This window comes from Thermogemmatispora sp., from assembly GCF_042408735.1.
In the GTDB taxonomy this organism is placed as follows: domain Bacteria; phylum Chloroflexota; class Ktedonobacteria; order Ktedonobacterales; family Ktedonobacteraceae; genus Thermogemmatispora.
Genome location: NZ_JBHOQV010000001.1, coordinates 34274 through 60892 on the forward strand (window position 1 = coordinate 34274; position 26619 = coordinate 60892).

The following is a 26619-nucleotide window of genomic DNA, read 5'->3' on the forward strand; positions in this document are numbered from 1 at the left end:
GTCTGTTCATCCAGCATCAGGGCTGGACCGAGAAGGTTTTGTTGCGAACGCCGGCAGCCAGCCTTCTGGCGGTGGACACGGCGCGAATAGCAGTTAGAGCCTGAAGGCAAGCGGGAAAAGGTTCACCCGGTCACTTGATTTGCACCTCCACCAACGTTCGTTCGTAATATCTGCAGAACCAGGGCAGGGCAAGAGGGAGAGCCTGGCGGCAAGCAGGCCAAGCCGGTACTTGCCTGGTCCTCCTGCCCGCCTGGCTTCACTTGCCAGTGTGCAATTTCATCCCATCTGGGATATAATAGGGTAGCTATAGGGAGCATCAGAAAGCGTCACGCCAGTGCCAGGGAGCGGTTGGAGATCGCTCTCAGCCAGAGACGGCGCAACCAGAAAGCAGGAACGTCTTGCAATGGAAAAAGAACCATTATCTGGTCTGTACCACGCCCAACAGCAAAGTAACCATCAACATAACAATAATACGCCGCCACCCCCGCTGCTACCAGTGCCGCCACGCCAGTCGCAGCGTCAGCAGTCGACGCCCAACCAGTCGCGCGGGCCTTCGGGTCCTCCGCCGCGTTCCTCAAACCTGAATTTCTGGCTGCTGCTGGTAGTCCTGCTGGTGCTGGGGTTGTACTTATATAGCTATATTAGCAACGCCAATAGTAGTTCCTCTCCTCAACGGAAGGAGTTGACATATACACAGTTCTATCAGGAGATCAACGCGGGTAACATCAAGACGGCCACCTTTATCGGGCAGACGGACATCGTCGGCGACTTCCGCCAGGAGGTAGACGGCTATCAACAGTATCACGTCTATCAACTGCCAGAGCCCCAGACCGACCCGCAGCTGATCCCGCTGCTGTTGTCCAAGGGGGTGACGGTGGTGAATCAGGCGCCTCCCGACAACAGCTTTTGGATCAATCTGCTGATCGGCGTGCTCCCCTGGGCATTCCTGCTGGGACTCTTCTTCTTCGTTACTCGCCGAGCCACGCAGGGGCAACAGGGCATTTTTAACTTTGGTCGCAGCCGGGCGCGCCTGATTTTGGAAGACCGGCCCAGCACGACCTTCGCCGATGTGGCCGGCGTCGACGAGGCCAAATACGAGCTGCAGGAGGTTGTCGAGTTTCTGAAGACGCCCCAGAAGTTCCAGCGCCTGGGCGGCAAGATCCCGCGTGGTATCCTGTTGGTCGGTCCTCCGGGAACGGGCAAGACCCTGCTGGCGCGCGCCGTGGCCGGCGAGGCCGGCGTCCCCTTCTTCTCCATGTCCGGCTCCGAGTTCGTCGAGGTCCTGGTCGGCGTCGGCGCCAGCCGCGTGCGCGACCTCTTCGATCAGGCCAAGAAGGCCGCTCCCAGCATCATCTTTATCGATGAGATCGATGCTGTCGGGCGCCAGCGTGGAGCCAGTATCAACACTAACGAGGAGCGCGAGCAGACCCTCAACCAGTTGCTGGTTGAGATGGACGGTTTCGAGTCTCATCAGGCGGTGGTGGTGCTGGCAGCGACCAACCGCCCCGATGGTCTGGATCAGGCTCTGCTGCGTCCGGGCCGCTTCGATCGCCGCGTGACGGTGGACCGTCCCGACTGGAGCGGACGCCTGGCAATCTTGCGCATCCACACGCGCAATCTCCCGCTGGCTCCCGATGTGAATCTGGAGGCCATCGCGCGGGCCACGCCCGGCATGGTCGGCGCCGACCTGGCCAACCTGGCCAACGAGGCCGCTCTGCTGGCAGCCCGTCGCAACCTCGACTATATCGATCGCCGCTGCTTCGAAGATGCTCTTGACAAGATCCTGCTGGGCGCCGAGCGTCCTCTAGTGCTCAATGAGGAGGACCTGCGCGTGACCGCTTACCACGAGGGAGGCCATGCCCTGGTGGGCTTGCTCACGCCACACTCCGACCCGGTTACCAAGGTGACCATCGTGCCGCGCGGTCAGGCGCTGGGCGTGACGATGTCGACGCCTCTGGATGACCGCTATAACTATCCCAAGGAGTATCTGCTGGCGCAGATTACTTACGCCCTTGGTGGCCAGGCCGCTGAGCGGGTCGTCTTCGGTACCATCACGACCGGCGCCCAAAGCGATTTGATGAAGGCCACCGCCCTCGCTCGCCAGATGGTGACGCGCTGGGGCATGAGCGAGCGTCTCGGCACGATCTCCTACAGCGAGCGACCTAGCCCCTTCTCGGGTGTCTCAGAAATGGAGGTCGGTCAGCCGTACGACTATAGCGAGGAGACCGCCGAGCTGATCGATGAAGAGGTCGAACGCATTGTGCGCTCTTGCTATCAGCAGGCGATCGACCTGCTGACAAAGCACCGCCGCACGCTTGATCGCATCGCGGAGGAGCTGCGCCGCCAGGAGACGCTCGACGGTGATCAACTGCGCGCCATTCTGGAGGAGACCGGGGCCACGCCGGCCCCCGACGAGCCGGCTCCGCTGGGCACTCCCCAGGTGATCGCCCCTCCTGAGCCAACCCCAGCGCCGGCCCCTCCCGAGGTCGGCACGAGCCTTCAGGAGCCGGAGCCGCCCGCTCCCACCGCCCCAGGCAATGGTAGCCACCCTTCCTGAGCGAGCGCGCAAGCGGCATCGGCCCATCCGTCAGAACCTGGTAGACCGAAGCCAATAGCCTGAAGCGAAGCGCCGCAAGTCTCTTGCAGGCAGGCTGGCGGGAGGAGAGAGCAGCCCGACTAGCCTGCCTGCCTGTTTACTGTCCGCAGCTCAGGCTTGAGCCTGCCGGCAGCTCTCAAGATGCCACCTCCTCGCTCAGAGCGCCGCGATCTCCTATCCCTACCAAGCTGGCAGCGCCGCGAGGAGCCACCACCGCTATCCCGGCTTCGACCCCGTTCATTCCTCTAATTGCCCAGTGAAGAACTGTCGAAGTCCGGGATAATCTTGCATGAGGGTATCTACAAAGCTTTCTGGCAATGGTAAAAAGATTCCTTGCGCCTCCGCCAGTGGTGTGCTTTCGTCGCTGGCCAGCGTCAGTATCCCTTGTGCCTGGAGCATGCTGCGTCGCTCTTTAAGGAGCCAGGCGCGCACTCGCAGCAAAGGCCCATAGGGGACATAGCGCCGGTAGCGCACTTCCAACTTGCCCGTCATGGTCCACTGAGGCTGCTCAGCCAGCAGCGAGGCCCGTCCCAAAGTCTCATCCAAGACGGCAGCCACGATGCCGCCGTGAATGACGCCAGGAAAACCCTGGTGCTCCTCGCGTGGTTGAAAATCGGCCACAATGCTGCGGTCTTCGCGACGAAAGACAAGCTGCAGCCCATACGGGTTGCGTTTACCACAGACAAAACAGCGCTGGTAGTCGGTATCGTCGTTGAGCTTCATAGAACAAGCCGAGGGCGTCCTTCCGTGGAGAATTTCGCCGGCAGAGCGAGTTTGAACGGGAGGTCCCCAACCCGGGCCGGGCGCGCCCAGAGAGGCGGCGGGCTGGCAGAGGGACTGCTCGCCTTCCGACCCCACCGGTTTGGGCTGAGTGTATCACAGCCCCAGGATCAGAGGCAAGCGCGCCAGGGCGGCCTCCTTTGGCAGGAGAGGAGTGCGGAAGGCAGCGCCAGCCTCGCTCTTTCTCTCCACCAGCTCCCTGCCGTTAGGATAGGTCTCGCTCGCGCCAGGAGGCGGGCGAAGCCGGCCCTCGGACCTCCTTTTTCTCCGTCCCAGCTCTTCCCCGTGGCAAGGCCCGGCTCAACAGACCCTGCGCCCGCAGGCGAAGATAGAGGAGCAGCCAGAGGCTCAGCCAGAGTCCACTGAGGAGGTAGCCCCCCAGGACATCGCTGGCCCAATGGTCCCCCAGATAGATCCGCGATGGCCCCACCATCACAATGAAGAAAGCGGAGAGGAGCAGGAGCAGGATGCGCCACCAGCGCCAGCCCTCGAAGAGAATAAGGGCATAGGAAAAAACTAAGCCCCAGTAGGCCACGTAGGCCATAACGTGCCCACTTGGAAAGCTGGCCCCGCTGGCAGCCTGCAGGACCTCAACCAGCGTGGGCGAGGGGCGCGGGCGCGCCACCAGCAGCTTGACTGTCCGGTTGAGCAACTCGCTGCTCAGACAATTGCCAAGCAAAATGAGGGCCTCCAGGCGGAAGCGTGCCAGCCAAAGCAGGAGGGCCGTGGCCACAACCAGAAACGCTGCCAGCAACGGCACACTGCCAATCAAGCTGATGGCCAGCATCAGCGTGCGTAACCAGGGGCTTTGCTCTTCCTGGAACTCGCGCGTGATGGCAACGTCGATACTCAGCACCGGGTGCTCATGTACCCACCAGGCCAGCAAGGCGAAGACGCTCAGCAGGAGAGCATAGAGGACCAGCAAGAGCCTGCCACGACGTATGCGTATGGTCCGATACCAGGGAAGCCGCGCTTCCTGGATCTCTTGCTGCATCTCTGTCAGGAGACTTTCTTCTTCGCCTCCAGCGATCGCCTCTCTCTCTCTCTTTGGCTGCTCACTCTGAGGGGAACGCTCTGCCATTCTAACGGACCTGTCGCCTCCTTGTGGACGGGGTCGCTCGCGACCTGGGCGAGTCGCCTTCTTGTTGTATTATATCTGGTGGGAAGGGACGGCGGCGAAGAGTTCATAGCAGGCTTTGCTCCGCCTTGAAGAGGGGAAAGAAGGAGAGCTAGTACAATGGCAACTTTTGAGGTGCGTCCCGCACTTCCAGAGGACCGCGAGACGATCCTTGCTTTTTGTAGTCATACCTGGGAATGGGGAGACTACATCGCTGAAGCCTGGGATGGCTGGCTAGAGGACCCGCAAGGGCTACTGCTGGTGGCTACCAGCGACGGGCGCGCCGTCGGTTTGCTTCATCTGCGCATGCTCAACGAGCGCGAGGCCTGGCTGGAGGGCTTGCGCGTCGATCCGGCTTATCGCCGCCAGGGAGTCGCCTCGGCCCTGCATCGGGCTGCTATGGCTGAGGCTATACGCCGTGGAGCAACTACCGTGCGCTTGCTCACCGAGGCCACGAACAGCGCAGCCATTGCGTTGGTCAAGAAGAGTCGGATGCAGGAGGTCGGCAGCTTTGTTCCATACCAGGCTCCGCCCTTACCGGAGCTGCCGCGGCGCCTGGCCTCGCTTCCCAGCCCAGAGCTAGCCCGCCCCGAGGACCTTGAGGAGATCATCGACTATCTCAACGTCTCTAATATCTTCCCTCTGACCGGTGGCCTCTACTACTCGGGCTTCATCGCCTATAGCATCAGCGATCGCCTGCTGAAGACCAAGATTGCCGCTGGCGAGGTCTACCTGTTGCGACGCTGGGAGCGTCTCGATGGCTTAATGATGACAGAGCAGCGCGAGGGACGCCACGGCAGGTATCTCTTCATCGGCTATATCGATGGCACCACCGCCGACACCATTGGCCAGCTCGCCTACGTTCTGCGCCATCTCGCAGCTCAGCGCAACCTCGAGGCGGTGCGCGCCCACGTGCCCGATCTGCTAATGGTGCGCGATACTTTTGCCGGCGCCGAGTACCAGGTTACTGAGAATCCTTACATTACCTATGAGCGCAGCCTGACCTGAGCAGCCCAGGTCCAACCTCCCATCTGCCACCCAAGATGAGCCGAAGGCGCCGGCCAGGTTACTCCAACGCCTCGCCCAGGCAACAAGCGGGATAGCCTCCTGAGCAGAACAGAGGCAGCCGGTCGGGATCCAGCCAGTGAGCTGGACCTGCTCAGGCCATCCCGCCTCTCCAAGACCAAAATCCGCTCTTCTTGCTTATCTGGGCGGTCAGTCGGTTCCCAGCCGGGCGAGGGAGTGAGCGGCTCAATGCTCCAGGGGCTTCATGACCGCGTGTGGGTTCTTCAGGACGCGGTAGCGCACTAGCCAACAGCCATAGTGCATGCCGCCGCCAACCGCAGGTAAGGCCAACCACTGACCATCCTTGAGTTGGTCATGATAGATCAGCTCGGCCATTGCCGTAGCAATGCTGGCATTTGAGAGGTTCCCGTAATAGCGGAAATTATCGACCAGCTTCTCCATTGTAGAAGCTGGCCAGCCATAGTCATGGACCAGCAGCTCACCCAGGCGGCGCGTAATGCGAGAGTTAGCCTGATGGGGAATAATATAGGAGACCTCATCATAGGCAAGGCCAGCATGGCGCACACAGGCGTCAACCGCCTCCGCCATAGCCCGCGGAGCCTCGCGAAAAACCTCCTTGCCATTCATCTTGGTATAGCCGACCAGATTCTGCGAGAGCAACTGCGCCAGCTCCTTGCCCTTCCCCTCCCGATAAAGCTGGAGAATCTTCATATCGACCTCAGCCATCTCGATGGAATCCTTGCGCAGCGGCGTCTGATAGAAGAGAGCCGGAGCCTGGCCGGCGTCGTAGCCGCTGATGGCATAGGTCTCATCTCCCTCCCCGCCGCGCTCCAGCAAGAAGGCTGCCGCGCCCTCGCCAAAGAGCGAGCTGGTCTTCCAGTCCAGAATATGCATAATATTAGGCAGCAGGCCCTCCGCCATCACCAACAGCACCAGGCGAGCCGTGCTAGAAGCAAGAGCCTCAGCACAGACCTGAAAAGCCTCGGTCTGCGAGGCACAAGCCCCGCGCAGCATCGTGGCCCGAATGGGCTTGAGGCCGAGGCGGTGCTGTACTTGACCGGCGATAGTCGGAAAAGCATCGTTGTCAGAGGAAGAAGCGCCCACGATCATATCGATCTCGGAGGCAGAGCGACCAGCACTGGCCAGAGCACGCTGTGCCGCCACAACAGCCATATCGACCAGCGATTCATCGCGCGGGGCCTCGGGACTGTCGATCAGGCCGGGAGCCTCCTCACCGGCCATCCTGCGGCACAGCTCTAGCGTGCTTGCGCGGACATGGCGCGTCACAAGGCCCGTCACCCGCTCCAGGTCCTCAGCCTTGCGCGGATCGCCCAGGCGCGTCGAAATATAGGCAAAAAAATCATTGGTGATGATTCCTGCAGGGGCATAGGTGCCCAGGCCGATCAGGCGCACATTGGCGCGGGTGTAGATCTCAGGCACAATGTAGTTATACTGTGGCCATGATCCGTCTACAGGGAAGGATGTCATTGCTTGATGAACTCCCTCAATGACGTTCGATGATCAGGCATAAGACCGATTATTCCAAGTATACCATATCGTGGCCGTGGCCGCTTCCATTCTGAGGCTACTGGCCAGCGATCTCGCCCAGCTTGTTCTTGACCAGAGTGATAGGATAGAAAAGGCAGCTATCGCGCTATCAGAGGAGAGAGACGCATGACTGCTATTTTGCCCGGGCAGGAAGTCCCGACCCGGACCGCCCAGAAGCTTCGCCAGGTGCACACGATCACCGACCGCTTCGGCATGCTCAACACCTACCTGATCGACGATGGCAGCCTGGTGGTCGTCGACCCTCGCTCCTCTCTCAACGGGCGGCTGATCTTGCACTACGTCGAGCGCTTCCTGAAGCGCTCTCCCAGCGACATCGACCTGATCGTGTTAACCAGCCAGGAGACAAACCAAAGTGGGGGGATCGAGACGCTGCGCTCGTATTGCACAGCTCCTGTCGCCGCCCTGGCCAGGACCAGGGGCCGCACTTCCTCCACGAACGACCGCCGACCCGCAGGCAATGGCGATGGCGGTACCCTGCCTATTCCGCTTGCCTTTCGCGCCGGCGAGCTATTCTCACTCGACGCCTTGCTGACCTTTACCAACCCTCACCTGCGCCAGGTGAGCATTTGGCTACACGACGTGGGGGGCCTGCCGCGTCACGAGGACTGGCGAGTCATTGCCACTGGCGGCGCGGCTCGTGGCCACTTCTGCCTCTATAACCCTTTCTCCTGGGAGTTGATCGGAGGAGCCGCCATGAGCACGACCGAAGGAGGAATGCCTATCCTTCATGCCAGCGGCGACCCGCGTGGACAGCAGGAGACGCTGCGCGTCCTGCGTGACCTCCAGATCTACTATCTCTACCCAGGCCAGGGCAAACCTTTGCTCGCCCACAATGCCGCCGCCCAGATCCGCCTGGACTGGTAGGAGGGAGGATCGGAGGCGCACGGGCAGCGGTCAGCCAGGAGCCAAAAGCAAGCCGCAGGAAGGGAAGGCGATCGCGGGCCAGCCGGCTGGGACTGGAGAGCCAGGCCCGAGCCGGACTTCATTCAGGCTAATGCTCTGGAGGCCAGAACGGCTGAGCCTGCGGCTGCCCCTGGGACTGAAATTGTGACTGGGTGAGCTGGGTCCCAGAAAAAAGCGGCTCGCTGGAGGTCGGGGCCGTCAGAGGCTCCTCCGGCGCTTGCGAGGGGACTAACGGCCTGTATTGAAGCAGAATGGCCCCCACCTGCAACAGATCGCCACTCTCCAGCAGCCGTGGCCCACTGAGCGGCTCTCCGTTTACCAGCGTCGCGCCCTGTGTCAGATCCTGGATATAGAGGCGCTGGGAGCGCACCAGCAAGAGCGCATGACGCGGGGCCAACGACGGGTCCTGGAGACAGACCTCGCAGCCCGGATCGCCCCCGATGACCAGGGCCGGCCCGTTACAAACGAAGCTGCGACCCACAAGAGCCCCATTGCAGATGAGGAGCACATGCGTCACCGCACGCAGCGCTGGCAGAGCCTCAGAAGGCGTTGTCACAGTCGTGGACGGCGGCGGTTCCGCGGGGGCCTGTGGTCCCTGGGGTAGCGGCGTTATCCCGCCAAAGGCTCCTGGCTCCCCCTCGGGCCTGGCCTCAAATGGCTGCTCCCAGGCCGAGAGCAATGGAGAAGGCGTCGCCGGCGGCGTGGCCTGGCTCCTCTGCAAACGTACCGGTCGCAGGGGATGAGGATGGCGCAGCAAAGGATCATCGTCGGTGGAAGCAGCCGCGCGCGTCGGAGCGGCTAGCTCAAACAGGAAGCGCAGCGAGCCGATCTCCAACAGGTCCCCCGAGCGCAAGAGAGCCGAGCCAGAGACACGCTGTCCATTGACCAAGACCCCGTTGAGGCTGTTGCAATCGGTCACATAGACCTGGCCATTGTCCCAAATCAGTTCAGCATGGTAGCGCGAGGCCAGATCATCGTCGAGCCAGATATCGTTCTCCTCGCCCCTTCCCAGGCGCACAAAGGCGCGGGTCAGAGCCAGACGCTGACCCTGCAGGCGACCATTGCGATGCTCCAGCCAGCCCCAGGGCGTATCGGCGTTGAAGACAAAGGGCGCCGTCAGACCCGGCGGATGCGGCGGATGAGAGAGCGGGGGCGGAGTAGCCTGGGGAGCGCTCAGACCACGCGACAAGGCGCGTGTTCCCTGGACCCTGCCCCGCGCGGCGGAAGCAGGCGTGGCAAAGAGGCCATAGCCCAGGCCCGCGCTCAGCGGCAGACACCAGCCGCACAGAGCCACATAGGTCAGCATGGCCGCTACCTCCGAGGAGGGGAGCACCGGCTGGAGGGGTATAAAACGCAGATAGAACCAGATGAGAGCGGGAGCGATCAGGAGAGCAGACAGCCCCTCCACCAGCAGCGCACCGGCGAGCTGGCGTCTTGTTCCGCGGCGGCCCAGCCCCTGATAAAAGACCTCTCCGGCCATTGTGAGCAGGCAACAGAGGAGGCCACCGTAGCAACCGAAGCTAAACCATTCAGGAAAAGCAACGCTACTCGTAGCACTCCCTCCTCACACGTGCACCATCGCTTAGAGCATCGGCTCAACGCCAGCGCGGCGAGCCTCAGAAATCAGAATCCTGTCGATGACAGCACCCTGTTTCTCCTCTTTCGCGTAGAGCGCATCGCTGGCAACATTAACAGCATCGCCTGTCATGGCAGCACTCAACTCGCTGACATCCCAATAGCCAAAGCCCTGATCATCGGGTGAGAGCGCCACCCCGAGCAGGGTCCGATCGGGCAGCACCACAATAAGCGCATGGAGGCCAATGCTTTCGACCGCCGAAGCCAGCAGCAGAGTCACCTCGATATCGGAGCCCCCGCCTTGCTGGAGAACCTCTGACGGGAGGCGAATCGCCTGGGTCGCGGAGGCCGTGCTCTCCGGACCCGCGTACGGGAGACCCTGGCGCTGGCAGCGCAGGCCATAGTCAAGCCGCAGAGCATCAAAGAGGGCATCGACCTGATCAAGCACCTGGCGCAAAATTGTTCCGGAGTAGCCCGTCATTGCCAGAGGAGCTGGCGGCGGTTGCTGCGGCAGATAGGTTAGAGCGTGCGTCACCACTTGCTCAACGGCCGGAGCCGTCGGCGTTACCCAGGCCGCAATGCGCAGGCGGTTGGCCGCAGACCAGGCCATCAGGCGCCGCGAATGGAGTCGCAGGGGGATATCGTTGCTATAATAGCGCCTGCCTTGCAGGTCGGCGACCGTCACCTGCAGCCGAGCCTGACGATCGCCAGTCAGCGAGCGCAAGGCCCCCTCTAGCAAGGGAGGGACGAAGCCAACGCTCTGTACCCGCTCCGCGGCGCTCACCGTGCGCGTCTCCACCTGCGAGAATCCCTCGATGCTCACGCTGATGCGCAGCGCCTGCGGGCCGGCAGTGCTGCTAACGAGAACCTCCACAACGGCGCTCCCCGTGCGCAGGTAAGAGGGATAAAAGGCGGAGAACAGTTCCTGCGGAGCATTGACGCAGACACGGACCGGCAGTTGACCGCCGCAGTGCTGACGGCCCTCCAGGCTCGCTTGCTGATAGCGGGCGTAGCTCTGCAGACCGCCCCAGACGTAGCCCAGCCCCAGGCCCACCAGCCCGCCAACTGCCAGCAACAGGACCACAATTTTTCTGGCCATTGCCTCTTTTCTCGCCCCTTGCCTGCTTTGCACCAGGAGAGTGTGGTGTGGGATGAAGGCATTATATCAGAGTGTGTCAGAGCCGACAAAGGACATAGGACTTGTTGGGGGCTAAGCCTGGGCAGGAGGGGAGCTGAGGGCCGGGCTGGGCCTCTCTCTTTTCTTTCAGCTGGCAGACCAGCCCTCACCACGAGGGGAGGGCGGCGCGAAACTGAAAGGCGCGGATGAGCTGAAGCAGGCCAAAGACGATGGCATAGAGGCCGATGAGCCAGACCAGAGCCAGCAAGCCAGCCGCAGGACTCAAGGCCAGGGCAATCCCCAAGAGAATAGAGACCACGCCAGCCAGTACCAGCGTCCATTCTAAGCCGAACGAGCGCCGGAAGCTTAGGGCTGCCGCCACCTCGATCACTCCTGTGAGGATGGCCCAGGTGGCTACCAGGGCCAGCAGGACCAGGGCCGTGATACCCGGCCAGAAGAAGGCCAGCAGACCCGCCAGGATACCAGCCAACCCCTCAATCAGGAGAATCCACCAGTGGCCGACTATATGGCGCTCTTGCAGCGCTACAGCAACGGCGACCAGGCCATCAATCAGGGCGTAGGCTCCGAAGAGATAGATCAGTACTAGCAGGGTGAGATGAGGCCAGAGCAGGGCGGCGATTCCAAAGAGGATGGCGGCAACTCCCCGCACGGCCAGTATCCACCACGCATGCTGAGAAATCTGATAACCGGTCATCATACCTATCACGCTCCTTCTTCTGCGCTCTAGCGGTCATGTCGTCTTCCGCACAGTCCGCACAGCAGGCGAGCTGATGCTTCCCCTGCCTGTCTGCCTCCCATCAGGAATAACAACAGCCGGACCTTTGCAGCATCCTTACATAGGGAACACGCCCTCTAGACGCCTGGGGAGACAACCGCCGCTTAGCTCAGCCAGCGTGGCCTTCGCTGTTCCTCCCTCCTCCTTCCTGCCGGCGCCTGGGAGCAGGCGATGCCGCTGGAGGTGGCGATGATAGTGATGGTGCAAGGCGCTGTCGGCGTTACGCTGCTCAGGCGGGCGTATGGCAGCGCCGATCCCCGCAGCGATGAATACGGTTCAAGTGCCTCTTCCCAATAGAGCGAGGAGGTAAGTAGGGATCGCGCGGCACCCGGGGAGATTAGACCCAAGGAGGTCAGATCGAGACGGCGCCGGCTCGCGTTCACGGGAAGCGGATGAAGGCCGGGGGAATGGCATCGGCCAGCCAGACCTGGTCATTTCCACGGTAGAAGCGAACGCCATGCTCGTTAGCTTCCCGAGCGCGTACCACGAGAACGACGGGCTGGTTCGTGTGGCGCTTGCCAACCTGGCTGGCGGTGGCCAGATCGGCAGAAAGATGGACGTATTGCCGGCGCATGGGCTTGAGTCCCTGGCGTCGGATGGTGGGCAGCGCCTCCGGTGAGGTCCCATGATAGAGGATCTCAGGCGGAGTGGCCTCTGGCTTTGGCAAGCGACCAGGCAGCGAATGCCCGTAGAGAGCCCGTATCTTGCCAGCGCGTAGCTCGTAGCGCTGCTTCTCGGCGCTGGCCATCATAATCTCGAGGTCTTCCTCGCGCAGGTGGCGCCAGCTCGCCCGCCGCTGACGCAGGGCATGTAGCAGCTCCTCCACGGAGACCCAGCCTTCTTCGTCTAGCTGCAACCCGTACCGCGCCGGCTGATGGCGCAGGGCATGCGCTACTGTCCGGCTCAGGCTCAGATAATCGATCGACCTTTCTTCTCTCCCTTTCATCAGGCGGCAAACTCCTTTCACCTTTCCTTCGCTAGTCTTGCTGAAGATAATCCGAGCGTCGCCGGACTTTAGCGCGGTGATGGTCTGCTCCTGCGTCAATCTCTTCCAAGCTGATGCAGCCCACCATCATGCTACCTGTTACACAGCCTGACATTCTTCTCACCTACTGCTGGCCGCAATCCTCTTGATGTATACTTCTCTATGTATGGGGAGGGTGCCGGCGGGTGCCAGCGCACATCTGAGCCTGCCTTCCCTCCCTGTCTAAGGGGAGCCTTGGTCAATACAACCGCCTTAGAGCTGCTTTCCAGGATGAAAGCAGAATGAGCCACAGAAAGGAATCGCTATATGTCTGGCACGAGATTCCGCTCTCTTCTCCTCCCGGGAATACTCTCCGGTCTGCTGATCCTTCTCCTTGTCTTGTGCAGTATGAGCCTGGCGACCGTTCTGCCCGGCCAGCCGGCTCAGGCGGCTTCGCCCGTGACCTTAAGCGTCTCTGGCATGAGCGCGACGATCAGCAATGGCATCTTTACGATCAAATTCAACAGCTCCGGCACCGGCTACTCGCTGGTCTGGCAGGGCAAAGAGCTGATTGGGCCAGCCAAGGGCTTCTACAGCTCGATCAACGGCGGCACGGGCTTCAGTCCGACCCAGCTCACCGTGGTGACCAACACCTCGAGCATGGTCGATATCGCCTACATCAGTAGCTGGGGCGCGCTGCACTACGTAGTGCGCAGCGGAGTCAGTGGCCTCTATTCTTACTTTCTGGCCACCGGCATCGGAACCGTTGGCGAGTTTCGCACCCTCTACCGCGTCGACGGTTCGATCTTCCGCACGGGCTATAACGGGGTTCTAAGCGCCATTCCCTTTCCAACCTTGAGCCAGATTCAAGCGGCCACCGAGCTGCAGGACTCCACCTATCAGCTCAGCGATGGCACCATCTATACGAAATATGATGCGGCCACTTACCTGATGAGTCAAGACCTGCTGCACGGTGTCTACGGCAACGGCTATGGCGTTTGGCTGATTTCACCCAGCCACGAGTACAACAACGGTGGTCCGCTCAAGCAGGACCTGACGGTCCACGTTGACAGCAGTACTGGCGACGCAGTCGTCCTGAATATGCTGATCAGCGCCCACTTTGGAACGCCGGAGGTAACGATCCCCAACGGCAAGCTCTTTGGTCCCTGGTTTGTTTACTTTAACAACGGCAGCATCAGCGACGCACAGGCCCAGGCCGCCCTCCAGCAACAACAGTGGCCCTATAGCTGGCTCTCCAATGCCGCCTATCCGCTCACGCGGACCACAGTGACAGGTACCCTGCGCCTGGCCGATGGGCGTCCCGCCGCTGGGGCCCAGGTGACCCTGGCCCAGCCTGGCGGCGATGTCTATGCCCAGGGAGCCGGCTACATCTTTACAACGGTGGCTGATGCCGCAGGCACCTTTACCATTCGCCAGGTGCGCCCGGGCAGCTATAGCCTCTACGCCTGGGCCAACGGCGGCAGCATCGGTGATATTACAGATCAGTACGAGCTGGATAATGTGAACATCAGTGGCACGAGCACAAACCTGGGGACACTGACCTGGACGCCGGTGCGCTACAGCACCCTCCTCTGGCAGATCGGCACTGCGGACCGCAAGGCGGCTGAGTTCCGTCTGGGCAACCTGCCGCGCCAGTATGGCCTTTGGAACCAGGTGCCAGCGAACCTGACCTATACCATTGGCTCCAGCACGCCGGCCAACAACTGGTACTACGCTCAGACGGCGGTCGGCACCTGGAACGTGAACTTCTCTGTCAGTCAAAGCTATAGCGGCGATGCCCACCTCACGGTGGCGCTGGCAGGTCTGACGCGCACCGCTGCCGTAACGGTCCGCGTGAATGGGACGGCGATTGGCTCCTATCCCGCCTACGCGAATGACGCGGCGATTTATCGCAGTGCCAACCAGAGCGGCTACTATCACCTGATGGTCTTTACCTTCCCGGCCTCGCTTCTGCGCGTTGGCAGCAATACGGTGGCCTTCGCGATGACCTCGGTGAGCAGCGGCGGTGGCGCCATGTACGATACCATCAAGCTGGAGGTGGGACCGCAGGTGACCGGCAGCTCATCTGCCACTCCTACCCCTACGGCGACGCCCACCCCGACGCCTGCTCCGACCGCCACCGTGACGACCAGCGCTTGCCGCGTGAGCTATAGCGTCACCAGCCAGTGGCCCGGTGGCTTCACAGCCAGTATTACTCTAACGAACAGCGGGACCAGTACGATCAACGGCTGGACTCTGACCTTTGCTTTCAGCGCTGGCCAAACGGTGACTCAGGGTTGGAATGCGACCTTCAGCCAGCAGGGAAATCAGGTCAGCGCCAGTAGCCTGAGCTATAACGCGGTGCTGGCTCCAGGAGCCTCGACGAGCCTGGGGTTTAATGGCACCTGGACCAATAGTAATCCGGCGCCGGCCTCGTTCGCTCTGAATGGTCAGAGCTGCACACTGGCCTGATAGCAGATCTTTTTCCCTCCTCCTTTGGGCGAGGCGCTCGCGGTAGCTCTCTGACCGTGGGCGCCTCGCTGTCTATCTCTCCCTGCCAGGTCCCTGGCTGCACGGCCTCTTCTCGCTAGCCTTTTCGTTTATCGCTGCAATACTTAACTGGCCTTCTCCGTTACTGCGGGTAAAACCATGATAGACCGGCTCCGATGAGCCGAGGTTTCATCTATGCTCACATATCAAGAGGCACAGCAGCTACAGACGCTCATTCAACAGGAAGCGCCAAAGGTGGAGGCGCGCATTTTGCCCGAGGTTGGGCAACCTGACTACTACTATCTGGCCATCTATCTGGACGGCCAGCCGCGCTTCGTGGTCCGCTCTCTGGATCAATGGCATAGGCGCAAGAAGACGCTGAAATAATCTCGTCTGGCGCCGGAGCGTTGCGAGAGTGGACAGAAGAAACTGGCCTGTGGTCATGGTCAAGGGGGAACGGAGTAAGGGCACTCGTCCTGGGCCGGCGCAGGCCAGTATTGAACCAATAGAGGAACGAGCTTAGCAAGAGGCCAGGCGGCAGCTTCCCTTCAGCCAGCCCCAGGCGAGCATACGCTATAATTTCAGCATAGGAGCAAATTCTACCAATGGAGGTACGCAGGCATGAACGCTGATTCCGCGCCTGCAGCGACGAAGGCTTATCGCAGCCGTGTAGGGCTGGTGGCTGATTCGCCGCAATTCCCCGGAGCCTGGAACGAGATTGTCGAGAAGGTCAAGATTGCCGATGAGCTGGGCTTCGACTCCGTCTGGCTGGGCGAGTCCTGGGGCTACGAGCTGTTCACCTCGCTGGCCGATCTGGCACGCGCGACCAGGCGCATTAAGCTTGGCGCCGGCATTGCCAATATCTACTCCCGCACCCCGGCCCTGATCGCCAGCACTGTCGCCACCCTGGATGAGCGTTCCGGGGGGCGCATGATTCTCGGCCTCGGCCCCTCGGGGGCTAACGTGATCGAACACTGGCACGGTGTCCCCTTCGAAAAGCCCCTCCAGCGCACGCGCGAGTACGTCGAGATCATCAGAATGATTCTGCGCCATGAGAAGCTGGTCTATCATGGGCAGTTCTTTAAGCTGGAGCGCGGCTTTAAGCTGCGCTTTACGCCGCTGCGCGCGGATGTGCCTATCTACATCGCGGCAATGGGGCCGAAGAACGTGATCCAAACGGGAGAGATCGCCGACGGGGTGCTGCCGGTCTACTGGCCTGGTCATAAGTGGCAGGAGCTGCGTCAGCAGCTTGACGAGGGGTCAGAGCGCGCCGGACGTCCTCCCCACAGCGCATTGATCGCTCCGTACATTACGAGCGTGATTTTGCCCGCCAATGCCGATGAGCAGGTGCGCCAGGCCGCTCGTTATCAGGCCGCGGCCCCCCTGGCCTACTATATTGGAAAGATGGGAGTCTACTACGCCGAGATGCTGACTCGCCACGGCTATGGGACCCAGGTGCAGGCGGTGATCGAGGGCTGGAAGCAAGGCATGAAGAGCGCCATCGAGGCTGTTGATCCAGAGCTGCTCGATGCGGTCTCCATAGTGGGCACGCCGCACGAGATCGTGGCCAGGCTCGATCTCTGGGCGGAGCGCGGTGTGGATCAGCCGCTGCTCAGTATGCCGGGCGGCTCGGTAGACGAGGCTGGCCAACTTCTGAGCGCCCTGATGGAAGCTCTGCGCTCCTGACAGGGCTTGCTATCAGGCGGAAAGGCAGTCCAGGCCACGGACGCGCTGTCCACCCTGCCTTGTTATCCGTCCCTGGCCTGGAGGTTGCCCGCTCCGCCCGACGTCGGCCGCTGGCCGGCCCGACGCTGACCCGATCCAGGGCTAGGGCCTGGCCAGGCTGAGATCATCGCGACTCTGGCGGCGCGCGAAGGCTTCGGCATGGGCCAGCCGCTTTTTGATCGAAGGATGATCGTGAAAGAGGATCTCGACGAGGGGAGCCGGCTCGGCCTCGGCAAGATTCTGGTTAGCCAGGCGCGTCATCATGCTCTGAAAGGCCGCGCTCTTGCCAGTCGTCAGCAGGGCATACTCGTCGGCCTGGTACTCCAGATGGCGGCTGATGGCATTGCCCAGCGGCATGCAGATTAGCCCTACCACCGCGCTGACCAGAGCGATCAGGGGCAGGGTTGCAGGATCGGCCAGGCCGTGATAGCCAAGCTGCGGGGTGGCCAGCCAGTGCAGCGTGACATTGACCAGGTAGAGGGCAACCAGGGTCAAGAGCGACTGACTGGCGATCAGTTTCCAGATGTCGCCGTGAACATGGTGACCCAGCTCGTGAGCGAGCACGACTTCGATTTCATCCGGCGTGTACTGATCGAGCAAGGTATCTCCGATGACGATGCGACGCGTGTTGCCCAGGCCCATCAGGGCGGCATTGGCAGCAGTGGTCTTGCTGCTCATCTGCATGGTGAAGACGCCGCGCACCCGCGTGCGGGCCCGCTCGGCCAGGGCCAGCAGACGGGCCTTTAGCTCGCCATCGGGGAGAGGCGTGAAGCGGTAGAAGAGCGGCAGAATCAGGACCGGCGCCAGGTTGGCCAGCACCACCGAGAAGAAGAGCATCACGAGCGCCACCCAGAGCCACCAGGTCAGCGGCTGTGTGGCCAGCAGAAGATAGATAAGTTCAAGAGCCGCCAGTTCAAGAATGACACTCAGCAGCAATCCCTTGAACAGATCCCCTAGCCAGGCTCCCAGCGTCTGCACCGAGAGGCCATAGCGTCTCGGCAGCACATAGCCGCGATAGACGGTCAGGGGGGCACTGATCAGTTCATAGACGAGGAGCAGGACCAGGAAGTAGCAGGCTACTTGTAGAGGATACCAGCCCGTGAGGGGCTGCCAGGCCAGCGGCTGCAGAAGGTCGCGCAGCCAGAGATCGAGCCGGAAGAGAAAGAGCACTACCAGGCCGACAGCAGCGATAGCCAGCCCCACGAGCCAGAGGCGTCGCCGGATGCGGGCATAGACGCGCGCCTGCTGCTGGCGCTGGGGATCAAGCTGGGCCGGCTCGGACGCACTTCCTTCTCTCTGCTCCGGTTGTTGTGGATACTGCTCTTGTTGCATACAGACTACCTCTCTCCACACAATAGTTAGCGGCAGTGCCCGCAGTGCCTCGTCTCGTCTTGTTTCGCTTTATCTTAACGCATAGGTCCTGGCCAGAGCAAGTCGATCTTGGCCTCTGTTTCTACCGCCTCCCTCTAGATAGATCCCGGCATCGCCGGTCTAGCGGGGAGCACACCTGCGGGCGCTCGTCACTCGACGCCAGAGCAGACAGGCGCTCCGAATCCTGAAGATCAACCTGCGAGGAAGGCAGGCGGCATTGGTCGCTCACCATCGACTGGCCCTCGGAGGCGCTGGCCCGGTCCAGGGAAAGGCCCGGGTCAGGCACCATATATAGTGCATATATATGCTACAGGCAAAGGAGCAGACCAGCTCGGAGGGACGAGCAGGAGGCGAGACGCTACCCAAGGCCCCACGAAGATGATACCCAAGACAGCGGACCCAGATGAAGATGATGGCCAGCTCTACCAGCTCTTCGGGCTACAAGCGTTTGGAGCCAGCCGAGCCATGCGCCAGCCAGAGATCCGAGGTCTCCATCCAGCCAGGACCAGTAGCAGTCTCGGCGCCGGCGGGGATCAGCTCTGCCCCGGTCTCTTGGCTCTCTCTGCCAGGGAAAAGGCCAGGATCGGACGAGGCCAGCGGTCAAGAAGCCGCGCTGCCGTTAGTTAAGCGCTCCCCGGCGTGACCGCTTAACGGCAGATCAGACCGGGGAGAGAGGCGCCGGGCAGGCCCTTAGAACTTTCGAAACGTGCAGCTAACCTTACCGAAGTGGAGCGAGTCGCCATCGTTGAGAGGAGTTGCCTTATCCGGCTCCAGGCGCCGCCCGTTGATGCGCGTCGCATTGGTGCTGTTCAGATCCGTCAGCGTAAAAGTACTGCCGACATGCTCCAGAAGCGCGTGAACACGTGAGACCGTGTCGGCATGCTCCATTGGGCCAAGATCGATATCGGGCTTCAAGCCGCCAAGGTCATGGTCGTAGCGCCCGACCACCAGACGCTCGCCCGCCAGAACAAGCTCGCGGCCATCGCTGAAGATCAGCCGTCCCCAGGGGGCATTAGGATCGGGCCGCGGGCCACCGGCCGGACGAGCCTTGATTGGCTGCGGAGGCCCTGGGGGTGGCGGCGACTGCGGGGCCACTGGAGTTGGAGAGTTTGGAGACAGCGTCGGCGTCGACGGCTGATAGACCGGGGTCTGCCCGGCGGTCGAGGGAGAGGCCGCGATAGTTGGCTCGGCACTGCCGCTGACCTCCGTCCCCTGTCCCTGAGCGCCCGGCCCCGGGATAAAGGTCACCGTCGGCTTGGGAATCACCGGCGGCTGGGCCGGCACCTGGGAAGTATATGGCTGAATCGGCGGCCTGGCCGGCGGCACAGGAGCAGCCGGCGGTCTGGGCGGGGCAGGAGCCGGCGTGGGCGCCGGTCGAGCGGGTGCCTGGCCTCCCTGGGCTGCTGAACCCTGAGCCTGGAAGGTTGACGCGCCGCACTTGGGGCAGAAGGCCGCATTGGGCTTCAACTCCGTCTTGCACTTTGGACAGAGCAGCTTGAGCGCTCTCCCGCAGCCCGAGCAGAACGTATCGCCTGGCTCATACGGGGTATTGCACTGAGGACAGCGCAGACCGGCGCTGGGAACGGTTGGCGCAGCCGGCGTCGGCGCTGACGGCACGTAGGGCGGCACATACGAAGGCGAGCCAGGGGCGGGCGTTGGCACCGTCCCATAGGGACCGGTCACCATCCCTGGCATCCCCCACTGCTGTTGAATCTGCGGCAGCAAAGAGGGGGGAATGGGACCAATCTGAGCTTCTGGTCGCTGCTGGCGCACCAGCCCATCAACAATGTTGAGCACCTCATTCGCCAGGCTTGCCTGACGCACGGCTCCTACACCGGCGGTAATCGCCAGCGGCAGCAGGACTGGAATCACCATCGCCCCCACAGCGCCAATAGTGCCTACCGCCGCTTTATCCAACCAGCGCTGCTGACCAATCATGGCCAGCATTCCCCCCGAGACACGCTGCAGCGTCAACGAGAGGGCAGCCTGCATGCCAAGCACAGCCTCAAAGTCCCCCCCCTTCTTCAGCTGCACCAGCGCCTGATCGGAATTGCTAAACTGCTGGGTCTGATAGCCCTTGGCACGATAGACATTCTCCAGGTCGCTAGCCAGACGTGGTATATCGATATCTTGTGTTGTATAGAATCGGGCATCCATTGGTCTCTCCTCTTCTGCGGTAGCGAGGCGCTCCTCGCTCGCTCTCCGACCACAGCCAACAATCGCGCTTCCCTCGTTATCGGCCGACAGAGAACGAGCAAGCTGCTCATGGCGCAGGTTTTCAACAGAGCAGGGAGGAGCCGCGCCGCCTCCCCACCGGTGACAGAAACGGCGCGGCCTCATCTCGCCAGCAAGCGCATCTAGCTCGCCATGCGGCGTGTCAACGGCCTCACAACCTACCTACCGCCGGTCTGGGTCTACTGCGCGGGCGACGGCTCGGTCGAAGGAGGGGGCGACTGCGGCCCAGACGGCGCAGGAGGCGGCTGCGGCGGCTGCCAGCCAGGGAAGCCAAAGCCCGGGGCGGGCGGCCAGCTCTGCACCCCCGGCTGCTGCTGCCGAATCAGCCCGTCGACAATCCAGAGCACTTCGTTAGCCAGCGTGGCCTGCCGCACCGCGCCGATGCCGGCCGTAAAGAGCAAGGGCCACAGCGGCGGAATAGCCATACCGGCCACCCCTACGACCGCCTTCTCGGCCCACTGCTGTTGACCGGTGGTAACCGAGATCCCCCCTGCCGTGCGTTGGATCACCACCGCCAGCGCCGCCTGCAGGCCGAGCAGCCGCTCAAAGTCGCCCCCCTTCCTCAACTGTACCACCTTCTGATCGCCGCTGCCAAATTGCTGGGTCTGGTAGCCCTGCGCCCGCAGAATACTTTCCAGATCATGGGCCAGACGCTCCAGATCGATGTCCTGGGTATTGTAGAAACGGGTACTCATATACTCTCCTGTTCTGCCTTCTCTTCTTTTTTCTACTTTGCTTTGCTCAATTCTTGCCTTCTCGGATGAGGCCCCCTCACGGAGTGGTTTCGCCCCCGGCGACGCGCCCCCTTCACCAGGCGGAAGTCTCATTTCGTAAAGATATACGACTCGGAGAAAGAGAGGTTAAAATTTTTGATGCCAACTCAGACCTGCCAGGCCGGGATCCCCGGCCAAGCTCAGCCCGCTCCCCGGCCCGACGCCACGGCGAGTACAATGCTATAATAGAGAGATGCAATGGCCGCACGACTCCGACACGGGCTTCCCGGCGGCCGGGAAGCCTCCGTGAGGCCAGCCGCCCAGCGCAGGCGTCCCGACGACGCCCTAAGATAGCACCAGGCCAGAGAGCAGAGAGAGAAGAGGTCCTATGGTTGAAGGATTGTCCCACTCAGCGTACGAAGAGGAAGAAGAGGCCAGCTCCAGTTCCCTCGCTTCGCGCAATACCCTGCGCTACATCATCCTGGGGCTGCTCGGTACCCGTCCGATGACCGGCTACGACATCAAGCAGGCGTTTGACCGGGCGATCGCCAGCTACTGGAACGCTGGCAGCAGCCAGATCTACACCACTCTCAAAAGCCTCAAACACGAAGGTCTGGTCGAGGTCGAGGTCATTGAGCAGAAGAGCCGCCCCAATCGCAAACTCTATCGCCTGACACCACGAGGCCAGGCTGAGCTGGACCGCTGGCTCTGCGAGCCAATTCCCGAGCGCTTTACCAAAGATGAATTTCTGACCAAGCTCTTTTTCTGCGGCGAGACCTCCGATGCCACCGCCCTTCAGCATCTTCTGCAGCACCGCGAGAGCCTGCTTCGGCAACTGCAACATATGGAGTGGGCACGTCAACAATATGCCAATCGGCCTACGCGACGCCCCCGCCTGCTGGAGTATCAGATGCTCGTTCGCGAATACAAAGAGGCGGTGCTGCGTGCGGGCCTGGAGGTCACCGAGCGCGCGATCGCTCGCTTGAAGCAACGCTTATCCGATAACACCTAGTCCGAGCATCTCTTCCAAGAGCTGCCTCTTACACCGGGGTTTGCCCCCCAATACGGCTACCTCCCCCCTTCTCCTGGCAATCAGCAAGAAACCTGTGATATTCTCAAAGAGAATCTCAGATTCTCTCCATTTCGGGCCTCCTGACCAACAGAATTGAGCCAGACGAGAGGTGCCAGGAAGAACCGGACGCCCCGGCCAGAATCTGCCCTGCATAATCAGCGAGAACCCGCCTCTGAATGAGGGGCGAGGGGCAACATCTCTTGCTCGGAGCAGGATCCTTACGGGCAGGAGGAGCGACGACGGCAAAGAAAGGCGGGCCAGAGCGAGCTGGCAGAGGGCCAGGGAGGTTGCCCTGTCTATTCCTAGTACAAGGTCTTCCGTCAAGCAGCCTGGGCCTCTTCTGACTACTCAGTCTTCACAAGACCTAGAGGAGAACCAATGAGGCAATCATCTGTCACGTCTGAGTCGGCAGGAGAAGCGGAGCAAGAGCTTCCCTCGGAAAGCTATGTGCCCAGGGCCATGCCTCCCATGCTGGGAACCTTCGATCTGACGGCCCTCTGCGTCTTGGGCATGCTCTATCTGAGCAATTCGGCAACTGCCGCCAGCGGCGGCGCGGCGGCGCTGCTTCTCTGGCTCTGTGGAGGTCTCTTCTACCTTCTGCCGTCTGTGCTGGTCTCTGCTCAACTCGGCGTGCTTTTCCCTCACGATGGCAGCCTCTATAGCTGGACCCACCATGCTCTTGGTCGCTACTGGAGCTTCCTTGTCGGTTTCTGCTGGTGGCTGCCCGGTCCTTTGCTGATCGTGATTTCTGCCGCCAGCATGGTGAGCTATCTCCAGGGACTGAACCACGGCTGGCTCACTGAGCCCTGGCAACAGGGGCTAGCAATTATCGGCCTGATTGTCCTGTCGGGCATTCTTGCCAGCCGCCGCCTGCGCACCGCCCAAAACCTGGTCAATGTTGGCTTCTGCGCCAGCCTGCTCAGCATCGCTCTCATCGGCGGAGCCGGGGCCCTCTGGCTGCTGCAAGGCCATCAGCCAGCTACCAGCTTCCGTACACCCGCCGACTGGATACCTACGCTGGCGCATCTGAGCCTCTTTGGTCTGATCTGCGGCGCTTTTGGTGGGGCCGCTATGCCCCTGAATATGGGTGGAGAGGTCTACGATCGCGAGGCTATTCCGGGCTACCTCCGCTGGAGTACCCTGGTTGTGCTCTTCGGCTACCTGGCCAGCACTCTTACCCTCCTGCTTGTCCAGGGAGCCGGCTCGACCGCCAATCCCTTCGCCCTGGTGGGCGTAGTCGATACCGTCCTGGGCAAATGGGCCGGCAACATCACGGTCGTGGCGCTGCTCTTCAGCTACCTAATGGCCGCTACAGCTTACAATTACTCGTTCGCTCGCGTTCTCTTCGTAGGCAGCATTGATCAGCGCCTTCCGGGACGCTTCGGGCAGCTCAGCCGCGAGCGCGTGCCAACCACCGCCATCGCGCTCCAGACGACGCTTTCTGCGCTGCTGGCCCTGCTGATCTTCATTGTCATCCCTTACATTCTTTTCTTTGCTGACGCGAGAAATCTCTCCGTGATCTTCTACAACGTCAGCGTCGCCTCAGTGGGGACCGTCTGGCAGACCATTCTGATCTTCACCTACGTTGACCTGGCACTGCTCCTGCTGAAGCGGCCGGAGCAGATGCAATCGAGGCTGATCATCCCGCGCTGGCTGTTGTGGCCAGCTATCGCGATTGGCCCGCTGACGTCGCTCGTTTCGGTCGTCTCCTCGCTTCTGGTTTCCTGGATCCCCCAGCAGCTCGACAACGCTCACTGGCAATACAGTGTTATGGGCCTGATGAGCATCCTGCTGATCGCCGCTCTCATAGGCAGCATCTACGCCAGTAGCGAGGCGAGCTGGCAGCGCATGCGCATGACCTGACCCCAGGGATCCCGCCGACAGGCCAGCGACCCGCGAGGATCCCCGGTGGCAAGCACACGGAGGCGGCTGGCAGCGCTCGGGACGCCTGGCGGAAATCCTTGAGCGCTGAAGCCGCCCGGCGAGAGCGTCCCCTCTAGAGGAGCGCATCTCAGGCTTTGCCTTCGCCAGCCAGGACCATAGACGGAGAGCAGCCTGCGATCACCGTCTGGCAGTGAGCTTCCGCCTCTAGCCGGTCCGCTCGCCAGGGCGTTGGAAGCGCGGGGAGCGCTTCTCCAGAAAGGCCCGCATGCCCTCCTGAGCGTCGGGCAATTGAGAGCTGGCCGCCATCACCTCCAGGGCATAGGCATAAGCCTGAGGCTGCGGCAGGTCGATCTGCGCATAGAAAGCCTGCTTGCCGAGGCCCTTCGAGATAAAGCTGCCGCGTGTGGCCGCCTCTAACAGGCGCTGAGCCTCCTCTACCAGGCGCTCGGGCGGCACAACGCGATTGACCAGACCCCACTCGTAGGCCGTCTGGGCATCGATCGGCTCGCCCGTCAAGAGCATCTCTAAAGCGCGCTTGCGTCCAATATTGCGACTGACGGCCACCATCGGCGTCGTACAGAACCAGCCTCCCTTTCCGCCAGGAGTGGCGAAGCGCGCCTCCGTTGAAGCCACCGCCAGATCGCAGGTTGCCACAAGCTGACAGCCAGCGGCGGTAGCAATAGCGTGAACGCGCGCCAGGACCGGCTGGGGAATGGCCTGGATTGTATCCATCAAGCGGGTACAGACCCGCAAGAGCTGGCGCATCGCCACCAGGTCTCGACCGACCATATCGGCAAAGTCATGGCCGGCACTGAAGGCTGGGCCGTTGGCGGCCAGAGTGACCCCCAGCACAGGACTTTCCCCCACCTCGGCAAAGGCCGCCGTTAGCTCCTCCATCATCTTGAGAGAGAGGGCATTGCGCCGCTGAGGATGATTCAGCGTAATGGTAGCGTAGTCGCCTTCGTAGCGCACCTCAACCAGTTCATACTGCATAGCACAGACTCCTTTCGTCGCACTAGCTTCCGCCGACAGAGGCAACAATTGTCGACGACAATGCGGCTTTCTTCGTCATGGCCCCTGAGCGAGCGAGCAAGGGACAGAGAGAACGCCATCGTCTGGCCCAGACCGGCAACTGGTCCGCCAGGGGCCAGGGCCTGCACACACCCCTCAGCAGAGCGCCTCAATCACCGTCGCCTGGGCCTCCACAAGGACCACAGCCCCAAAGCAGACCCCATAGAGGCACACCCGTGGCCCAGACAGACCTGACCCCGAAGGCCGGCAACAGGCTGAGATTCGGGTAGCTGTACAGAAAAAGCCTGCCCCGCGCCGGTCAGCCACCGGCGAAACAAGATCGTCGCCGAGCAGGGCGCCTTGAGCTGTGCTCTCCTCGGGCCAGGTCAGTAGAGAGCCGTGCCCGAAAAAAAGACCTCTCAGGCCCATGAGGATCGGCTCTCCCCAGCGCCAGAGCCTCTTCCCTGGTCCAGCAGCTCAGGCGTTCATAGAGAGGCCCACCCATCGTCGAACAGCCTCGTGGAGATAGACCAGGCCCGCGAAGAGCCTGGACCCGTTCACTCATCTCCTTCCTCATCGAGCGAGAAAGAAAATACAGTCCCAGCGAAGAAGGTTGCCTTCGGCGACTGGTCCCGCCAGAGCAGAGCCTGCTGACCGCTGGCAAAGGCTGGCTGGTAGCCAATACTCGCCAGAGGCCGCTCCTGCTCTCTGAGGCTGAAAACGCTGCGGGGAGCGTGGGCCTGCAGAGCAGCCTGCGTTCTCCAGCGCAGGCCCTCATAGCCCACGTATTGGCGCTGATCAAGACGGACGGGGCACGCACGGAGTGGCTCCTGGCTGGAAGCAAACCGGGTGCCACCGGCTAAACAGATCCAGAACTCCATCGTTCTTCTCACGGCTGCTCGCGCCCGATAGGGTAGCAGGATAGGGTAGGAAGCAACCTCTCTTCAGACGGCAAGGCGGCGGCAATGCCGGGGCGATAGGAGCCGGAGCGCGATCGCAGGGTCCCATCGCTCCGTCAGCACCAACATGATATCACTCAGAGAGATGGAGCCTCCACCCCGCGAGTGCGCCGGAAGGCGGGAGCAAGAGGGGGGCAGGCAGGCGGGCAGGAAAGGAGGGGGCATTTTGCAGCGGAGTTGTGCTTCAGCGGGACCTGATATCTATTTCACTCTAAAAATTAGTCAGGGCGATGACCAGCGCTCTGCCAGAGGCAAGGCAGGCAGAGGATCGCTGGTCCCGCCCTGATTGCACGCTCGCAGCGCGGCGAGCGAGAACCTCATATCAGCTGTCTAGATGTGCGCCGCGCCTGGCCTGGCCCAACCGTGACCCTGCGCGGTTTTGTTGGCAGTCAGGGGAAAGGAGCCGGCGGGCGTTGGGGAGCGCGGCGGCGCGGAGGCCGGACTTGCGCTACACGTTGGTCGAGTTCATGACCTTATTAAGCGTAGTTCGCTTGATGCGATAGCAGTGGCGACGACCCTTGTGGGGAAGCAACACGGCATCAAGGACACCGTGTTTTACCCAACGGCGCACCGTGGTCGCATCGACGCGCAAGACTCTGGCAACCTCGCTAATGGTCAGTAGTTCCTCCATGATCTGTCCTTTCTTTGTAGAATGTCGTGCCGGGTGCCCGAGAGCTTCTCTCCCCCTTACCCCCTCGGGCACAGCGTACCCCTCT

General features: G+C 61.8%; 21 protein-coding genes. 8 read left to right on the forward strand and 13 right to left on the reverse strand.

What is annotated here, in order from left to right; translation table 11 throughout:
• The first annotated feature begins 403 nt into the window (after positions 1 to 403).
• Positions 404 to 2557: an ATP-dependent zinc metalloprotease FtsH gene (ftsH, locus tag ACFMO7_RS00125; RefSeq protein WP_376793507.1), complete on the forward strand. Its 2154-nt coding sequence runs from the start codon at positions 404 to 406 to the stop codon at positions 2555 to 2557.
• Between the two features lie 276 nt (positions 2558 to 2833).
• On the opposite strand, the gene ACFMO7_RS00130 is transcribed toward ftsH, so the two are convergent.
• Together ACFMO7_RS00130 and ACFMO7_RS00135 are read right to left on the reverse strand one after the other, a co-directional pair.
• Complete coding sequence (locus tag ACFMO7_RS00130; protein ID WP_376793508.1) at positions 2834 to 3319, reverse strand: PaaI family thioesterase; 486 nt, start codon at positions 3317 to 3319, stop codon at positions 2834 to 2836.
• Between the two features lie 262 nt (positions 3320 to 3581).
• Positions 3582 to 4370, reverse strand: a complete 789-nt coding sequence (locus ACFMO7_RS00135) for a phosphatase PAP2 family protein (RefSeq protein ID WP_376793509.1) — start codon at positions 4368 to 4370, stop codon at positions 3582 to 3584.
• 243 nt (positions 4371 to 4613) lie between these two features.
• On the opposite strand from ACFMO7_RS00135, the gene ACFMO7_RS00140 reads away from it, so the two are divergent.
• On the forward strand, positions 4614 to 5501 hold the full coding sequence (locus ACFMO7_RS00140) for a GNAT family N-acetyltransferase (protein ID WP_376793510.1): 888 nt from the start codon (positions 4614 to 4616) through the stop codon (positions 5499 to 5501).
• A gap of 243 nt (positions 5502 to 5744) precedes the next feature.
• Here the strand turns inward: ACFMO7_RS00140 and ACFMO7_RS00145 are convergent, their stop codons facing one another.
• Entirely contained in the window at positions 5745 to 7007 is a 1263-nt protein-coding gene (locus ACFMO7_RS00145; RefSeq protein ID WP_376793511.1) for a 3-oxoacyl-ACP synthase III family protein, read from the reverse strand.
• A 186-nt stretch (positions 7008 to 7193) separates the two neighbouring features.
• Here ACFMO7_RS00145 and ACFMO7_RS00150 point away from each other — a divergent pair, with 186 nt between their 5' ends.
• Complete coding sequence (locus ACFMO7_RS00150) at positions 7194 to 7952, forward strand: hypothetical protein (protein WP_376793512.1); 759 nt, start codon at positions 7194 to 7196, stop codon at positions 7950 to 7952.
• Between the two features lie 127 nt (positions 7953 to 8079).
• Here ACFMO7_RS00150 and ACFMO7_RS00155 read toward each other — a convergent pair whose 3' ends face one another.
• From ACFMO7_RS00155 to ACFMO7_RS00170, 4 genes are all read right to left on the reverse strand, one after another.
• Entirely contained in the window at positions 8080 to 9471 is a 1392-nt protein-coding gene (locus ACFMO7_RS00155) for an FHA domain-containing protein (protein ID WP_376793513.1), read from the reverse strand.
• Between the two features lie 102 nt (positions 9472 to 9573).
• Positions 9574 to 10665, reverse strand: coding sequence for a hypothetical protein (locus ACFMO7_RS00160; protein ID WP_376793514.1), 1092 nt, complete (start codon positions 10663 to 10665; stop codon positions 9574 to 9576).
• Between the two features lie 184 nt (positions 10666 to 10849).
• A complete protein-coding gene (locus ACFMO7_RS00165) occupies positions 10850 to 11401 on the reverse strand; it encodes an HdeD family acid-resistance protein (protein WP_376793515.1) in 552 nt (183 codons plus the stop codon).
• A 457-nt stretch (positions 11402 to 11858) separates the two neighbouring features.
• On the reverse strand, positions 11859 to 12425 hold the full coding sequence (locus ACFMO7_RS00170; RefSeq protein ID WP_376793516.1) for an RNA 2'-phosphotransferase: 567 nt from the start codon (positions 12423 to 12425) through the stop codon (positions 11859 to 11861).
• 345 nt (positions 12426 to 12770) lie between these two features.
• On the opposite strand from ACFMO7_RS00170, the gene ACFMO7_RS00175 reads away from it, so the two are divergent.
• The 3 genes from ACFMO7_RS00175 (at position 12771) to ACFMO7_RS00185 (ending at position 16619) form a co-directional block, all read left to right on the forward strand.
• Positions 12771 to 14915, forward strand: a complete 2145-nt coding sequence (locus ACFMO7_RS00175; protein WP_376793517.1) for a polysaccharide lyase family protein — start codon at positions 12771 to 12773, stop codon at positions 14913 to 14915.
• 213 nt (positions 14916 to 15128) lie between these two features.
• The gene (locus ACFMO7_RS00180; protein ID WP_376793518.1) at positions 15129 to 15320 is read left to right on the forward strand and encodes a hypothetical protein; all 192 of its coding nucleotides are present in this window, start codon (positions 15129 to 15131) and stop codon (positions 15318 to 15320) included.
• 234 nt (positions 15321 to 15554) lie between these two features.
• Entirely contained in the window at positions 15555 to 16619 is a 1065-nt protein-coding gene (locus ACFMO7_RS00185) for an LLM class flavin-dependent oxidoreductase (protein WP_376793519.1), read from the forward strand.
• Positions 16620 to 16760: 141 nt separating this feature from the next.
• Here ACFMO7_RS00185 and ACFMO7_RS00190 read toward each other — a convergent pair whose 3' ends face one another.
• From ACFMO7_RS00190 to ACFMO7_RS00200, 3 genes are all read right to left on the reverse strand, one after another.
• Positions 16761 to 17990, reverse strand: coding sequence for a M48 family metallopeptidase (locus ACFMO7_RS00190; protein ID WP_376793520.1), 1230 nt, complete (start codon positions 17988 to 17990; stop codon positions 16761 to 16763).
• 729 nt (positions 17991 to 18719) lie between these two features.
• A complete protein-coding gene (locus ACFMO7_RS00195; RefSeq protein WP_376793521.1) occupies positions 18720 to 20186 on the reverse strand; it encodes an FHA domain-containing protein in 1467 nt (488 codons plus the stop codon).
• Between the two features lie 257 nt (positions 20187 to 20443).
• On the reverse strand, positions 20444 to 20959 hold the full coding sequence (locus tag ACFMO7_RS00200) for a hypothetical protein (RefSeq protein WP_376793522.1): 516 nt from the start codon (positions 20957 to 20959) through the stop codon (positions 20444 to 20446).
• 406 nt (positions 20960 to 21365) lie between these two features.
• On the opposite strand from ACFMO7_RS00200, the gene ACFMO7_RS00205 reads away from it, so the two are divergent.
• Positions 21366 to 21989 carry a PadR family transcriptional regulator gene (locus tag ACFMO7_RS00205; protein WP_376793523.1) on the forward strand — a complete coding sequence of 208 codons (624 nt, stop codon included), beginning with the start codon at positions 21366 to 21368 and terminating at the stop codon, positions 21987 to 21989.
• A 438-nt stretch (positions 21990 to 22427) separates the two neighbouring features.
• Positions 22428 to 23912 (forward strand): APC family permease, encoded by a 1485-nt coding sequence (locus ACFMO7_RS00210; protein ID WP_376793524.1) that lies wholly within the window; start codon positions 22428 to 22430, stop codon positions 23910 to 23912.
• 225 nt (positions 23913 to 24137) lie between these two features.
• On the opposite strand, the gene ACFMO7_RS00215 is transcribed toward ACFMO7_RS00210, so the two are convergent.
• The 3 genes from ACFMO7_RS00215 to ACFMO7_RS00225 all read right to left on the reverse strand — a co-directional run.
• Positions 24138 to 24926: an enoyl-CoA hydratase-related protein gene (locus ACFMO7_RS00215; protein WP_376793525.1), complete on the reverse strand. Its 789-nt coding sequence runs from the start codon at positions 24924 to 24926 to the stop codon at positions 24138 to 24140.
• A gap of 575 nt (positions 24927 to 25501) precedes the next feature.
• Positions 25502 to 25825, reverse strand: a complete 324-nt coding sequence (locus ACFMO7_RS00220) for a hypothetical protein (protein WP_376793526.1) — start codon at positions 25823 to 25825, stop codon at positions 25502 to 25504.
• Positions 25826 to 26351: 526 nt separating this feature from the next.
• Positions 26352 to 26619 (reverse strand): helix-turn-helix domain-containing protein (locus ACFMO7_RS00225; RefSeq protein WP_376793527.1); only part of this gene is annotated, 268 nt, incomplete at its 5' end.